Origin of the sequence: Buttiauxella noackiae (assembly GCF_000737905.1) — a bacterium.
Lineage (GTDB): Bacteria > Pseudomonadota > Gammaproteobacteria > Enterobacterales > Enterobacteriaceae > Buttiauxella > Buttiauxella noackiae.
The window spans coordinates 255901-270735 of the sequence record NZ_JPRU01000002.1 but is presented as its reverse complement, the minus strand read 5'-3'; the positions used below and the strand labels follow the sequence as shown (position 1 = coordinate 270735).

Sequence of the window (14835 nt, the reverse complement as noted above, 5' to 3'; positions counted from 1 at the left end):
TAAAGGTATCGACTATGTACTACGTTCAGCGTAATGAAGAAGGCCAGTTAACGCGTGTTGAGAAAGAACCGTTTACCGGAATGACGGGTGAGGTTTTCTCTCCGACCCCTGAAATTGCAGCCTGGAATAACGCGCGCAATGTTGTTGATGAGAGTTTGCAGCATCGAGAGTTGCTTCAGCGAAGCGACCTGGAAATGGTCCGTGTTTTGGACGACCTGATTTTCTTGCTGATTCAAAAAGGCGTGATAACGATTACTGATTTGCCGCCAATGGCGCAAGTTAAGTTGATGAATCGTGCGCAGGCGCGCCAGGGACTGGGTGGGTTAGAGGATCTGTTAAATAGTGACGACCAGGGCATCTTCTAAATAGCCGTCATATTTCGTCCTGCTTCTGCGTTGGCTACTTTCACAAACCCCAGTTACTTACTTTTGTAAGCTCCTGGGGGTTTGTTCTCTTGCCGCCTTGACGCTATGCATTCGTGAAAGCGTTTAATGGTTTGTAGGGAGGATAAGCGAAGCGTCATCCAACATTTTTTGCGGCTTAAAAAGGCGCTGGTTCACCCAACAACTGCCCCATTGCACCATAAATCCCCACTTCTTGTAGCACTCGCAGTTCCCCTTCGGTTTCTACTCGCTCGGCAATTAATGGCAAATCAATGTTGTTGGTCGCCCCGTGCAGCACGTCAATAAACAAGCGTTTATCGTTTTCAATATCAATGTGACGAATGTAGGTTGAGTCGATTTTCAGGTAAGCCAGGCCCCATTGTGACAGGTGGCCAATCATATCGAAGCGGCTACCAAAGTGTTGCAGACCCAGGCCGCAGCCATATTGGTTCAACGACTTGATAAAGACTTCCATCTGCTCTGGTTCTGGTAGCTGGTTTTCGTCCAGCTCCACAATTAAACGGCTGGCAAGCTGCGGATTATGCTTCAGCGGGCTGAGAAGCTCTTTGATATTCGCCTCATTGGCCAGTGAGTTGCCTGACAAGCTGAGTGCCAGGTAGCCCGGATAGCTTTTCAATTGCTTCAGGGTCAGGCTTAACATCACCTGGTCAAGACGTTGGCTCCAGCCAAAACGGTGTATCCATGGCAGGAAACGACCCGCAGGAATACTGTTACCTTCTTCATCAATGATGCGCGAAAGCACTTTGTAATGAATGACTTCTTGCGTGTTTTTACAGTTCACCACCGGCTGGAAGAAGAGCTGGAACTGCTCTTTACTCAGCGCATTTTCAAGACGGGTAAACCACAGGTGCTGATCTTCTGTTGCGGCGTCAGTTTGCACCACAGGTAGCAGATTCGTCTGATGCGTAGTGTGAGTTTCAGCTTCCATCAACGCGCGGTCAGCCTGAACAATCAGCGACTGTGGAGAGTCACCATAGCTAAATGGCACCATTCCGGTATGCGCGACAGGATTAATATCTGACATACCTGTTGCGTAGAAAGCGGCTAATTGCTGATGGAGTGAATTTTGCAGATTCAGCATTTCATTATGTGATAAACCCGGGCAGAGCAGGGCGAATTCACCGCCGCGAATACGGGCAAGAATGCTGTCTGCATTGGCGTATTGGTTTTTCACAGCAGCCATCATGTCGGCAACATGCTTAAGCAAATTATCAGTATGTGGGCCGCCAAAACGTTGGTTTAAGCCGCCAAGATCCTGAATACGCAGTAACAGCAAATACCCTGATGAGGTCTCTTCATCACTTAAACGCGTTTGCATTTGTAAATCGAAAGCACGGCGGTTAGCGACTCCGGTTTGGCTGTCGAGATAAGCTTCACTGTGCAGACGCTCACTATGCTCGGCCTGGTCTTCAAACAGCGTCTTGAGCTTGGTGACCATCAGGTTCATGGCTTCAACCACGCGACGCAGTTCTGGGGTTTTCGGTAAGTCGTTCTGAGTCAGGTATTCACGGCGAGTAATCGCTTGTGATTGTTTGACCATGTAGTTAAGGGGGCGTAATTGGCGGCGTAATAGTGCGGCACCGGCCAGAATACACACGACGCTACAAGCCAGCATCCACAACAGGTTTGCCAGGGTACTTTGCCATAAACGCTTAATGGCAAAGACCGGGTTGCTCACGACCTCGACGCGCGCTGCCTGCTGCCAACCGCGCATAATTGTTGCTTCAGCCGCCTGCGGAGAGACATTAACCAACGCAACGAACCAGTGCGGAACCTCAGGAATAGATAAAGAGGCGGTACGCTCAAGGATGATTTTCCCGCTACTCTGATCAATAACGCGAATAGCATCGTAGTAACCACTATCAAAAATCGAACTCACCATTAGCTCGATCATTGCCGGATCGTCTACGTGTGGCGTGAGTGATAAGCCCAGTGCCGTCGCAGCATCCTGTGCGTGTGAAAGCAGTTGGTTATTGTACTGCTCCCGAGAACTTTCGAGATTAACAATAAAACTGCCGCTGAAAATAATCAGCATAAAAAGAAAGATAGCTATAAGAAGCTGTTTGAAAAGAGACACAGGCTTATCCTATTCATCAATTGGGAAACCCTCTTCCCGCATTTTTTTCAACACATCCTGCCAGCGAGAAAGGCGCTTACTATCCCCGACACGTTTATTATTCTGACTTCCTGGTAACCACAGACCGTTATCATTAAAGGAATAAACAGGTAATAAATCCGTACGCTTTGTTGCAGGCAAAATATTATCCGTCAAACTATCAAGTACTATCGGTATTGCATCGGGTGTTTCATACCAGGTTAATACCATATGTGCTTTATCAAGACGTAAGGCTTTAACGTAGGTAATACGCAGCTTTTCTCCTGAAACACCTAACTGACGTAAAGTGAAATATTTAGCGATGGCGTAGTCTTCGCAATCTGCTTCCCCTTTTCGTAGGGATTCTATCGGTGTTGCCCAGTAGTCGATTACGTGCCAGATATCAATATCTTCACGATAGTGCAGCTTCTGATTAAAAAAATGATTCACTGCACTTAATTGTTCAGACTCACTTTTGTTTCGCTGTTCAAGCAGCAGCTGCTGCCAGTCATCAATTCGCTGCCCGGCGTCAATAGTGGCAGGGCCATAAAGCCTGTCGGTGCGTTGTTGAATGGTGGTGAAATCCCAGGCAGCACGCAACGAGCTCCCCGCCAACAATAACAACAGCATTCCAGAAAATATGAAATGCGCAGGTAGCCTGGTCGGCAAAAATTTCCTGACTGAGTTCAATTACACGTCCACATAGAGGCGCTTAATATTGGGTTTTCTGTGTGTTTTTTGCGACCACTTTCTGCGTCAGCCATCTATTTGCTAACTGAGCATTAAGGGGCGATTCGAATATTTTTCCCAGAGTTTTGTCGACAAAAGCGACAAAAACTGGATCTTCCTTTCTCATCATAAGGGCATATTTCATTTTAACACCAACAACCTCATGCGAAACGAAGAAGTTTTCAGGGTGTTCGCTTTTGTTGATATAAGGATAAGCCAGAATGTCATCCAATATTAGCGCGGCTGTACGTTTTTGCGTCATCATATCGAAAGCGTCTTCCACAGTATCTGAAGTCACAATCGATAGGCTAAGGTTTTTTTCGCGATTAATCCTGTTCAGTTCTAACAGGTCTTTAGAACCGCGCGGAACAGCAATGGTTCTGCCTCTTAAATCATTAAGGGATTTAATATTATTTTTACGAAGGGACACAATGCGCATGTTTGCGACAAAGTAATCAACAGAGAAAGAGACGCTGTTTTTGCGCTCAGGTGCAACCGTGTTAACGCTGCAATCTAAATCAATCTTGCTGGTGTTCAGTGCGGAAACACGTTCGGTAAATAAAACAGGAATATAATGAATAGCGAGCTTTTTGATACCCAGGCTTTCTCGTAATTCATCAGCAACCATATTACACAGTGCAATAGTGTAGCCTGTGACTTTGCCATCACTATCGCGGAATGAAAACGGTTCAAGCTGACGATAGCCGATATTTAACGTGCTACTTGATTTGATATGTTCAAGAGTAACAGACGTTGGTTGTGCTGATAAATGGTGCGACACCATGATTAATGGTATTAACATCAATGCATTAAGCAAATGCTTTAGCTTGAGATTAAATAACTTTTTCATTTTAGTTCGTATCGTTCGATGTAGCTGAAATTAGCGCTTTTAGTGCAGTCGACATAGGTATGTTAAGATTTATCGCTTTCGGCGGAATGGGTGACATAAACCAATGTTGATATAAATTAGTAAAGTCCTTACTAATAAGGATTAATTTCATTGTGTCATCGACGAAGCTTTTAAAGTCTCTATCATTTAAGGGCAGCAGTAACCCAGCAGGTATTGGCTGGCTAAACACCTCATCCGAGATTTCGAACTCATCAGGATTAGGGGCCAGGGTCATCATACCTTTAAGCAATACGTAGCTTGAAATTAAAGCGGGTGATTCTCCTGATTCAATATTCTGAAATGCTGCATTGTTATTATTGTCTAGCTCTATATTAAGATTGAGATCGTTCATTTTATTAAGTTGATGTAATTGCTCAACATAGATTGTGCCACTTTTGACTAACACACTGTGTCCGGCTAAATCATGGATGGTATCGGTATGATTATTTTTCCGAGTGATAAAGCGTGTGCTGGAAAAGAAGAAGGGTAGGGTAAACTCCGCTTGTTGATGGCGCGCTTCTGAATAAAATGCCGGAATGCACATCATGTCCGTCACATGGTTTTTGATTAAAACAAATTGTGAGGCGGTGCTGCTTTTGATCCAGCGAACTTTGAGAACTTTAATTTTTAACTTAACTTTGAGTGCATCAACGATTTTATTACAAATATCTATGGAATAGCCCGCTGGATGCTGGGACTCAATATAAGAAAATGGAAACGCATCATCCTGATAGCCGAGAGTAATGGTCTTTGTCTCAGCTATTCTTTCCAGGGTAGGCTTACTATGAATGTTATATGCCCGGCACAGCGGGCTTATCAAAAGCAATAGCGCAATGGCGAGATACGAGCTTCTATAAAACAATGGCTTATTCAGCATTGCAAACCTCACCGTCGATAACTTTATTGCCAAAGGTTGGTTCCAGATCTTTTTCTGGCAACGGTCGGCTGTAATAGTAGCCTTGTACGTTTTGACAAGAAATACGCCGTAAAATAGTTCGCTGTTGTTCGGTTTCAACGCCTTCCGCCGTCACACTCATGCCATATTTCTGAGCAAACTGAATCAACATGACTACCAGATACTGGCTGGCACTTTCTTGTTCCAGTTTCATAATGAGCGTGCGGGCAATTTTTATGCGCGTGAATGGATAAATAAGCAGGTAATCCAGGGCTGCGTACCCGGTGCCCAGGTCATCCATTGCAATGGATATTCCCATCTCGCGAATGCTGTTAAAGACGGGTAATGCGATGGACTGATCCAGTTTTTCAGATTCAGTCACTTCGATTTCAAGGCGATTGGCCGAGAGGCCGCTTTGTTTCAGTGCATCGACAATAATATCAAGCAATCCAGGGTTATGAAGTTGATAGGCCGAAATATTAACGGCAACTTTTATTGTTTCAGGCCACTTAGCTGCTGCCATACAGGACTGACGAATAATCCACTCACCAAGACGGATAATCAGCCCCGATTCTTCAGCAATATTAATGAAGTAATCAGGGTATATCAGACCTTTGGTTGGATGATTCCAGCGAATTAGCGATTCATAACCACAAACAGTTTCACTTTCCAGATCGACAATAGGCTGGTAGTGCAATACAAACTCGTTGTTATCAATACTATTAATGATTTCCTGATTAACAAACACACTGTTTGTATGTTTCATCATCATGCCATCTTCGAAGAAGTGATAGCAGCCGCGACCGCTATGTTTTGAAGCATATAAGGCGAGATCGGCGTTTATCATTAAGGTTGTCGCGCTATTTCCCTGAGAAGGGGCCGCTACGATGCCGACACTACAGCTGATCGCAAATGAATTTGTTCCATAGGTAAATGGAATGCTTAATGCACGCACAATTTTCTGCGACAGGGCCGCTGCTTCCTGGCAATTATCTGACTTCACGCTTTGAAGAATGGCAAACTCATCGCCGCCCAGTCGGGCTGCAAAATCTGATGGCCCTAACAGCAGTGATAAACGTTGGGCAACGCCAATAAGCACTTCGTCACCTGCTGAGTGACCGAAGGTATCGTTGACCGGTTTGAAGTTATCAAGGTCAATAAGCAGAAGGTTGAATAGCTGCCCGTTCTGGTTCACTTCGCGGATGCACTTATCAAGGGCCTGGCTAAAGGAGGCGCGATTTGGGAAGCCGGTCAGGGAATCATGGTGAGCCATATATTCCATTTTTTGCGACATCTCCTGCATTCGTTGCAGGTAATCTCGTTCCACCATCGCCACGCGAAGTTTTTCAATTGCAGCAGCAAGCTTTCCGATTTCATCATCCTGGTCTAAGAATGGTGTAATAAGATCGGTTTGCTCGTGTGCAATGCGAGTTAAAGAGTTAATGAGTACAGGGACCGGACGGAATAGTCGGCGCATGAAGAGGGTAACCAGCGCGAGTGTCGCCAATAAAACCAATGCCAGAATGACAAGTGTCTTCTTCAACATGGCATCATAAGCGGCATACAGCTGGCTTTTATCACCGATGCTACTGATTAAACTGCCAAGAATTTCACCTGATGGTGTAAGGATTGGAACGGCACTAATAAAACACTCTTTTCCGTTAATCGAGGCGAAGCCAATATAATAGTTCACCAAAACGTCGGTGGCTCTTTGCCCTTTAAAGGTTATTTTTGCTTCCGGTGAGTCTGAGTTATTGCTGATGCCCTGAAAGCCTTTTTCTGGCGTATAAAGGAAAAGCCATGTTGGGTTACGCGTTTGCACTGAAGCCAGGGCTAATACATCGACAGGGTTATAACCCGTTTGAATGACTGAGTCGGGATCACCCAGTTTATGCTCCGAGACAATACGTGTAATTTGCCCGGTTGAGCTCGTGCCTACTGCAACATTCGTGTACACGTTACGGACGATGTAAGTCATTATTTGAGCATTCGCTTCAGCCTGGTGTACCCACTGCTGATACGAGAAACTATCTATCAGGCCCCAACCAGCACATGCACCAGCCCCAAATGCAATAAGAATACCCGCCAGTAAGAATTGGGTTATTTTTCCTGCAATAGAATGGTGCCAACCTTTTACGCCTTTAAGCGAGAAAAAATTTTTAGCCACAGATTGTTCGTTTCCTAATAAATGCGAATGACTCATGAATTAAAAATTTGGTATTAACTCATTACTATATTGTCTGGTTGTTGCTTTTATGTGAGTTTTTATGAAGTGTGTCAGACGTTGCGTCAACAATTATCAACTATAATGTAGCATTGTTGATGAGATAATAAATAAAGGTAGAGCGACGCGCCGGGACTATAGTTAACACTGCTAGTCAAGTCAATCATAATAAACATACGTTAAAAACCAACTTCAGCATTGATTGATTATCTTTAACGTCTGTATTAAATAAACACGTTAGATACTATTATGTATTGTCCTTCATTAAACATTATAGAGCTAGCATCCCTTAATGTTTATTCTTGTCATTATTGTTGTTTTTCAGTAAGTTGGGTGTTTTTTCTGTTTGTTTTTTTACAATTTCCCATTGTTCTTTATTGTCCATTTCTACCTATAAATGGCTGTTCTTTTTTGTTCGAAAAATGAATACAATTAAAAAATCTTGAGAATGAAAGCAGTTTCAACGCTCATTAGTCATAAAGATTATTAAAGTTAAGAGTAATTGTTAGTTATTTGTTTATACCGCTGCTAGCCTGGAAGGGAATATGTCTTTTTTGCTATGGTGTGAATGTTAATTAATTACGGTATTTGTTTTAATTCATTATATCTGCTGCAAGATTTTTGTCCATTTAGCAATACACTCACCACATCACATTAATAACACACGAAAACATACAAGACGGGTTAAATACTTGGACTCTACAGTGAGCAATAGCACAGCGCATACCAATAAACGGTGGATTTTACCGCTGGTACTTCCATGCCTGCTGTACTTACTGGCGCAGCTACTTAGTAGCCATCGGATTTTTGATAACCATGTATTGGTCGTGTATGACCTGAGGTTAGCGGCTCTGACGGCTTTACTCGTGTTGTTTGGCTACAGAGTCATTGCCGGGACAACTCTGCTCGCGGTTTACATATTGATATTCCGCCCAGAACCTGAAATCTACGAACTGTTTTGTTATCAGCTAGCGGCCCTGATCAGCTACTTCCTTTATAAACAGAGTACCGGTTGGCGGAGTGCGGCAAGTTTTGGGCGTATCAAGCTCACGACCAAAAGAATTATCTGGTTATGCGTTTGCAATGCTTTGCTAAACACCGTGATGAATGAAGTGATTTGCTTGCTGACAAATTACCATAGCAGTTCAGAAATGGTGCTGGACCATGTTTTCAATGCTGAAGTTCTGGTCAGAATACAAGGGGTGATGAACGGATGTGTCACCGGTATTCCACTGTTTTATACAGTGTTAAGGATTATTTGCCGCCCGCAGTATTGGTTTACTTGTGTAAGGACGATGAAAGCTCAGTTTTCTACAAACGTGGGCCTTTCCCAGTATGCAGCGTGGTCGGTGCTGCTACTGATTCTGATGTACTGCCTGAATACTCCTTATCAGGGCAATGTATTATTCACGTTTTATAGCCTGATATTAATTTTCCCGCTGATGCTGTGGAGTTCTGTGCGTATCGGCTATGTTTTTACGGCGCCAGTCTGGACCGTAATGATGATCGTGCTGGCGAAGAACAACGCAAATTATATCGCGCTGAACGATGACTTCATGCTCCATCAGATGTTGGTTTCAACGGTCATTTTTATCTTTACCCTGACTATTGTCATCATGGGCGTTCTGGCCAGATTCAACATGTTACGCTTCGAGCAGTTGCTGCATATGGGGCTCACAGACCCTATGACCAACATGCCTAATCTCCGGGCACTAAAGGCCGATGTAAAAGCATCCCCGAACTCTACGGTTTGCCTGATACAGGTTCCTGAAGTGGATCTGTTTGCCCGGCGTTATGGCCTGCACTTTCGCGCCAGATACCAGAAAAAGCTAGGCGAAACTCTGCGTACAAAACTCAATGCCAACGAAAAGGTTTACTACCACGCAGGTTACGGTCTGCTGCTAAAACTCGAGCAGCCAAGTTGGGGAAGACTCAGCATTCTGTACCGGTCAGCGAATACGTTTCGTTATTCCCATAATAATCAGCAACTCGGTTTTCGCAGTGGGCTTGGTTATTGCCGGGCTACACAATTTTGCGATGACGTTTACAGCCTTACAGGAAAGCTGGGCATTGTCTCAGGGCTATCGGTGGTGAGTGGTAAGCCTGAAAATCTCGAAGCTCAGTCCAGCCGCGCAATTGAAAATCATATTGTCGGACGTACTGACATTCGCACGGTTTTACAGAAAACACTGGATAACGATGCATTTGTCTTGATGGCTCAACCTATCGTGAGCACCCGTGGTGAAGAACGGTATCACGAAATACTGCTGCGTATGCTGGACGAAGAAGGTCGTTTTATTCCACCGGATCGGTTCTTACCCGTGGCAACTGAAGCGGGCCTTGCGCCAGATATTGATTTGTGGGTCATAAAAAATACTTTAAAAACAATGCAGTTACATCCTGAGCACTGTTTTTCGATAAATCTGGCTCCGGTAACTGTGTGCCGTGCAAGTTTTGTTAATAGCGTTCAGTTGTTGCTTACGCAGTTCGGAGTCGACCCGCATCGCATCATCTTTGAAATTACCGAAGCTGATGCGCTTTCGGATACCGAACAATCTCAGAATACCGTCCGTTCACTTAAAAGCCTGGGCTGTCGGGTTGCTATTGATGACTTCGGAACGGGTTTTTCAAGCCATGCGCGCTTAAGAGATGTCAGCGCAGATATCTTGAAAATCGACGGCTCTTTCATTCGTGAAATTACGGAGAACGAGCTAAGCCACTACATCGTTGAGTCGTTCTGCCACGTGGCAAGAATGAAAAATATGCAGGTAGTCGCTGAATATGTTGAAAACGAAAAGATTCAAAGAACCCTTGAAAGAATGAACGTGGACTGGCTTCAGGGATACCACATTGGTAAGCCTGTGCCTTTACTTACGTTGGTATGAAATTGCGATGAAAACGAATCCATCTGAAATGATTTTATTTCCGGCCCTTACGCTTGCGTGTCCAGTGAGTACCACACGTAGCACGAAATTAATCAGCATTCATTTCACATTATTTAAATAACTGGAACCCCATGCATAAATTTCTAAACATGCAGAGCCACTCCGATGTGGAACAGGCTAAAGGCAAAGAAAATATTCTGGCATTCTGGCTGCATAAGTTGCAGGTGGGTGTCGCCATGAAACTGGGGCTAATGCTGGTTTCGTTTATTGGTATATTGCTGATTGGCGCTTCTTTCCTGCTCTCGAATTACTTAGCCTCGCAACTGGAAAACAACGCGCTGGAAGTCCTGCGTTCCAATACCCGAATCTTCCATAACAACATCCTGACTGAATACAGAAGGGTGATGAAGGACGCTGAGCGTTACAGCAACGTTTATATTAATAATTATCAGAATATGTCGGATGTCCCGCTGCGTTCTCTCGATTCCGATGCTCTAAAAGCGTTGTTAAACGATACGCGTATCAACGCTCATTTTACTGAGTTAACCAGTGTGTTTGCCTCTACCTTTGTGCGCGAAGGGGATCAGTTTGTTCGCGTTTCCACGACGTTGCAGGGTAAAGAAGGAAGAATAGCCACGGCTACAGTGCTTAGCCACGATAACCCTGCGCTGGCAGGTTTGATCAAAAATAAATCCTATTCTGGTGTGGTGGTGTTATACGGAAAACAGTTCATCAGTCACTATGAACCTATTTCCGATAAATACGGCCAGGTTGTGGGGGCAGTAGCGATTGGTTTTGACGTTAAACTTGCTCTGCAACCAGTCATTAAAGAGCTGTTAGCAGTACATATTGGCGAGGGTGGTTACGCTTACGTGATGGATGCTGGATTTAGTCCAGGGATGATGGTGGCACATCCAACACTGGTTAACCAACATGTTGAAAACTTGACTGACGCCCATGGCTACAAGCGCTACTCCGATATTTTAGCGCGTAAAAACGGCACTGTTTATTACGAAACTGTGAGTGGATATGGTGCAGCACCACGTAAGAGAGTCGCAGTATTTGAGCATATTGATGGTATTAACTGGATAGTTGCTACCACCAGTTTTGTTGATGATGTTGCCAAAAGTAGCAATCTTGTACGCAATAGCCTGCTAATTTTCAGCGTGCTTCTGATGCCGGTTATTTTGCTGCTTATTGCTTTTACCAGTCGAATCCTGATTTCCAAGCGTCTGAAGAACGTATTGAAAATTTCTCAGTCGATTGCTCAAGGTGATCTTACTGTTGATATTCAGATCGATCATAAAGATGAAATTGGTGAGTTGCTCAATGCCAATGAAAAGATGAGAGCATCTTTACATGCGTTGGTCGGTGGGGTTGTTACTCATGCTCATCACGTACATGAAGCAGCACTAAAAATCACTGAGGCTGTTGATGGCCAGGCGTCAACCAGCGTTGAAACCTCTTCTTCAGTAGCAGAAATCACTTCGACGATGGAAGAGCTGTCAGCGTCCTCTACGCAGATTGCTGAGCATTCTCGCGCAGTGGTAGACATTGCCAATGTGACTCTTGAAGACTGTAACAAGGGCTCCGATTCGATGGGTGAATTGCTCACTCGCATGTCAGATATCGACAGCGACAACCAGCAAAGCATGCGCGAAATTATGATGCTCGGTAACAAGTCTAAAGAGATAAGCCGCGTGATGGTGATCATCAACAACGTCGCGGATCAGACTAAGCTCATCGCCTTCAATGCAGCACTGGAAGCTTCAAGTGCTGGCGAGTCCGGTAAACGTTTCTCGGTAGTTGCTGCAGAAATTCGCCGCCTGGCAGATTCAGTGACTGAATCGACCTTTGAGATTGAGAACAAAATCAGCGAAATCCAAAACTCGATTAATCGCCTGGTTCTTAACGCAGAGAAAGGTAGCAACAGCATTAAAGCTGGTACCAAAGCCTGTAAAGTCAGCGCCGAACGTTTACACGACATTGTGGCGACTGCTGAGCAAACATCCACCGCGGCCATGCAGATTTCACTGTCAACTCAGCAGCAGAAAACCGCTAGCAATCAGGTTGTTATGGCTTTGCGCGAAATTGTGGTTGCCAGCAATTATACCTCTCAATCAATTAAAGACATTCTGTCCATCAGCCAGGATATGACTCAGTTATCCGAAGAGTTGAACCAGGCTTCACAGTCGTTCAAGTTGGCGGATGGACCTGATGAACAGGCCTAAAATTCGGGTGCTGATCGTCGATCATGGGAGTGTGTCGCGCAACTCCCTGATTCGACAGCTTGAGATTAACAACAACATCGAGGTTGTAGGCCAGGCAGTACATCGCGAACAAGCGGCGACCCTGGTCCAAAAGATGGCTCCGCAACTTCTGTTGTTGACCTTAGGTGCGCCAGGTCCGGAAAACGTGGAAACCGTTGAAACGATTATGGCGACTTGCGCAATTCCTATCATGGTGATGCGCTATTATTCCGATGCACAGTGGGATGCCGAGTTCATCACGCGTGGAGCGTTAGCCGTAGTGAGCAATCAGGGGGACTCTGTGCTCGCGACCAAAGCCTTGCACCGTCAGGTCGAAATGTTGGTCGGGGTTAAAGTGATTCGCCACATCCAGGGTTTGCGTCACCCCCCCGAGGTTCAGCACGATAGCGTTCAGGCTTGCGGCTTTGATGATGCGTATCACCGGGAGTGGCCTTATGTACTGGCTATCGCCTGCTCGACGGGTGGGCCACAGGCGCTGAGCAAATTACTGCAGGCACTGCCTGCTGATTTTCCTTGCCCCATTATTATTGCCCAGCACATTGCCGACGGTTTTGCCAAAAGCATGGTGGAGTGGCTGGATAGCGTCACTGGGCTTGTTGTGCAGCTCGCTCAGGAAAATGACGTCCTGTGTGCAGGTCATGTCTATATCCTGCCTCCCGAACACCATCTGGTAGTAAAAAAATACCATCGGTTAGCTGCTATTCCTCGTAAAGCGAGTGATGTCTATCACCCGAGTTGTAACTTACTGCTGGAGTCTGTCGCTGAAGTTTATGGTGAAAAATCCGTCGGGCTCATCATGACCGGTATGGGGAGTGATGGGTGCCATGGAATTGAAGCTATCTATAAAAAAGGCGGTAAAACGTTGGCTCAGGATGAAGGCTCATCTGTCGTATTCGGTATGAATAAGTTCGCCATCGATAAAAATATCATCCATAAAATTCTGCCGCTGGAAAAGCTTGCCGGGACTTTATTATCTATGGCTCGCCTTGGGGCCTCTGAGGGCAAACAGCCATGATCCCAAACATTGCGGCCTTTAAAACACTCATCAAGGACAGAGTAGGCCTGCATTTTTTTAATGGCATGGAAGGATTGCTCAATGCGGCATTGCATCAGCGTATCTCTGAGCGCGGAAAAGAGAGTTTCGAAGAGTACTATGAGATCCTTTGTGTCTCGACTGTCGAGTTCGACAAGCTTCTTAGCCTGCTGACGATTAACGAAACCTACTTTTTCCGTGAGCCAGATGTGCTGGACATCATTTGCGATAAGCTGGTGCCGCGCATTCTTGAGCAGCGCAGCGGCCCAGTGCGCATCTTAAGCGCAGGTTGTTCTTCGGGTGAAGAAGCCTACTCTCTGGCAATAAAACTTCATCAGAAATACCACGATAAATTTACGGATAATGTCGATATTCACGGCTGCGACATTGACACCAAGATTCTGGATAAAGCCCGTGCGGCAAATTACTCCAGCTACTCTTTCCGTGGTGTTGATCCGTTGTTGCAGCAAACCTATTTCACACGCAACGGTAACCAGTTTCAGCTTCACGATGTGATTCACAATAAAGTGAAGTTCCATCGGGCAAATATCGTCAAAGAACAGTTACAGCCCAAATTCGATATTATTTTGCTGCGTAACGTCTCCATCTACTTTGATGTCGAAACCAGGCGAATCCTGCATTTTAATCTTCTCTCGATGTTGCAACCTGATGGTGCATTGTTCTTTGGTAACGCGGAGACGTTGGCAAATAACTTTGGCATCCTGAAACTTAAGCAAGAGTTCGGCAGTTTTTACTTTTGCCAGCCCCAGGCGTCACGAACTCAGGCTCCGGCACCTGGCGTACAGCCAAGAATTATTACTCCAGTTATTCCCGCCGAAGCACCGTTTGTTGTCGCTCCTGTCCCTTCTGCACAGCAGTGTGATAGCTGGATTAAAAAGGCTCTCGCTTGCGTTGCGGATAAACGCTTTACCGAGGCGGAAGAGTGGATAGGCCAGGTGCTCGATAGCGATATCGATAATCAGGAAGCACTGGTTATCAAAGGCGCAATTGCGCTGGAAAAATGTGAGTTCGAGCAAACGGCTCTGAGTGCGAAACACGTACTTGAACTGGATGAATGGTCTGCGGAAGCGAAAATGTTGCTCGGGCTGGCAATGATGTGGCAGCAACATACCCAACAAGCCATTGCCTGGTTCAAACAGGTTGTTTATCAACAACCGGGTTATTGGCCTGCCCATTACTACCTGGCGGAAATGTACCGACAAAGTGAGTTGTACCGACCGGCTCAGCGGACCTACCGCATTACACTGCAATTACTCAACGCCGAAATGAACAATACCGGCAACGCCACCGCACTGCGGTTGCCGCTGTCATTTCCGAGTAATTCGTTTCGTTTTCTTTGTGAACATCAGCTGGCGCAGTTCACCACTCAGGATGGGCAATAGAGAACCGT

At 45.4% G+C, this 14835-nt stretch carries 10 protein-coding genes; 5 read left to right on the top strand and 5 right to left on the bottom strand.

All coding sequences use genetic code 11. From position 1 onward, the window contains the following. Positions 1-14: 14 nt before the first annotated feature. Positions 15-365: a hypothetical protein gene (locus IX31_RS09715; protein WP_034457632.1), complete on the top strand. Its 351-nt coding sequence runs from the start codon at positions 15-17 to the stop codon at positions 363-365. Between the two features lie 175 nt (positions 366-540). Here IX31_RS09715 and lapD read toward each other — a convergent pair whose 3' ends face one another. The 5 genes from lapD to IX31_RS09690 all read right to left on the bottom strand — a co-directional run bounded on the left by lapD (position 541) and on the right by IX31_RS09690 (position 7179). Then, positions 541-2481, bottom strand: a complete 1941-nt coding sequence (gene lapD, locus IX31_RS09710) for a cyclic di-GMP receptor LapD (protein ID WP_034457630.1) — start codon at positions 2479-2481, stop codon at positions 541-543. Between the two features lie 9 nt (positions 2482-2490). Next, complete coding sequence (gene lapG, locus IX31_RS09705) at positions 2491-3129, bottom strand: cysteine protease LapG (RefSeq protein ID WP_051880659.1); 639 nt, start codon at positions 3127-3129, stop codon at positions 2491-2493. A gap of 82 nt (positions 3130-3211) precedes the next feature. After that, the gene (locus IX31_RS09700; RefSeq protein ID WP_034457627.1) at positions 3212-4078 is read right to left on the bottom strand and encodes an amino acid ABC transporter substrate-binding protein; all 867 of its coding nucleotides are present in this window, start codon (positions 4076-4078) and stop codon (positions 3212-3214) included. Between the two features lies 1 nt (position 4079). Continuing rightward, positions 4080-4994, bottom strand: a complete 915-nt coding sequence (locus IX31_RS09695) for a transporter substrate-binding domain-containing protein (protein WP_072009436.1) — start codon at positions 4992-4994, stop codon at positions 4080-4082. Beyond that, entirely contained in the window at positions 4984-7179 is a 2196-nt protein-coding gene (locus tag IX31_RS09690) for a putative bifunctional diguanylate cyclase/phosphodiesterase (protein ID WP_034459937.1), read from the bottom strand. Before IX31_RS09690 ends, IX31_RS09695 begins: the two co-directional genes overlap by 11 nt. Before the next feature lie 761 nt (positions 7180-7940). Between IX31_RS09690 and IX31_RS09685 the strand changes: the two genes are divergently transcribed. From IX31_RS09685 to IX31_RS09670, 4 genes are all read left to right on the top strand, one after another. Continuing rightward, positions 7941-10121: a sensor domain-containing phosphodiesterase gene (locus IX31_RS09685; RefSeq protein ID WP_241767182.1), complete on the top strand. Its 2181-nt coding sequence runs from the start codon at positions 7941-7943 to the stop codon at positions 10119-10121. A gap of 131 nt (positions 10122-10252) precedes the next feature. Then, complete coding sequence (locus tag IX31_RS09680) at positions 10253-12352, top strand: methyl-accepting chemotaxis protein (RefSeq protein ID WP_034457621.1); 2100 nt, start codon at positions 10253-10255, stop codon at positions 12350-12352. Continuing rightward, positions 12339-13406: a chemotaxis protein CheB gene (locus IX31_RS09675; protein ID WP_034457619.1), complete on the top strand. Its 1068-nt coding sequence runs from the start codon at positions 12339-12341 to the stop codon at positions 13404-13406. The genes IX31_RS09680 and IX31_RS09675 overlap by 14 nt, the downstream gene beginning before the upstream one ends. Then, positions 13403-14827: a CheR family methyltransferase gene (locus IX31_RS09670; RefSeq protein ID WP_034457617.1), complete on the top strand. Its 1425-nt coding sequence runs from the start codon at positions 13403-13405 to the stop codon at positions 14825-14827. The genes IX31_RS09675 and IX31_RS09670 overlap by 4 nt, the downstream gene beginning before the upstream one ends. Positions 14828-14835: the final 8 nt, after the last annotated feature.

What these genes read in the sequence shown, in the direction of transcription:
- IX31_RS09715 (WP_034457632.1), top strand. Translation starts at nt 15, where the DNA reads ATGTACTACGTTCAGCGTAATGAAGAAGGCCAGTTAACGCGTGTTGAG.
- lapG (WP_051880659.1), bottom strand. Translation starts at nt 3,129, where the DNA reads ATGCTGTTGTTATTGTTGGCGGGGAGCTCGTTGCGTGCTGCCTGGGAT.
- IX31_RS09700 (WP_034457627.1), bottom strand. Translation starts at nt 4,078, where the DNA reads ATGAAAAAGTTATTTAATCTCAAGCTAAAGCATTTGCTTAATGCATTG.
- IX31_RS09695 (WP_072009436.1), bottom strand. Translation starts at nt 4,994, where the DNA reads ATGCTGAATAAGCCATTGTTTTATAGAAGCTCGTATCTCGCCATTGCG.
- IX31_RS09680 (WP_034457621.1), top strand. Translation starts at nt 10,253, where the DNA reads ATGCATAAATTTCTAAACATGCAGAGCCACTCCGATGTGGAACAGGCT.
- IX31_RS09675 (WP_034457619.1), top strand. Translation starts at nt 12,339, where the DNA reads ATGAACAGGCCTAAAATTCGGGTGCTGATCGTCGATCATGGGAGTGTG.
- IX31_RS09670 (WP_034457617.1), top strand. Translation starts at nt 13,403, where the DNA reads ATGATCCCAAACATTGCGGCCTTTAAAACACTCATCAAGGACAGAGTA.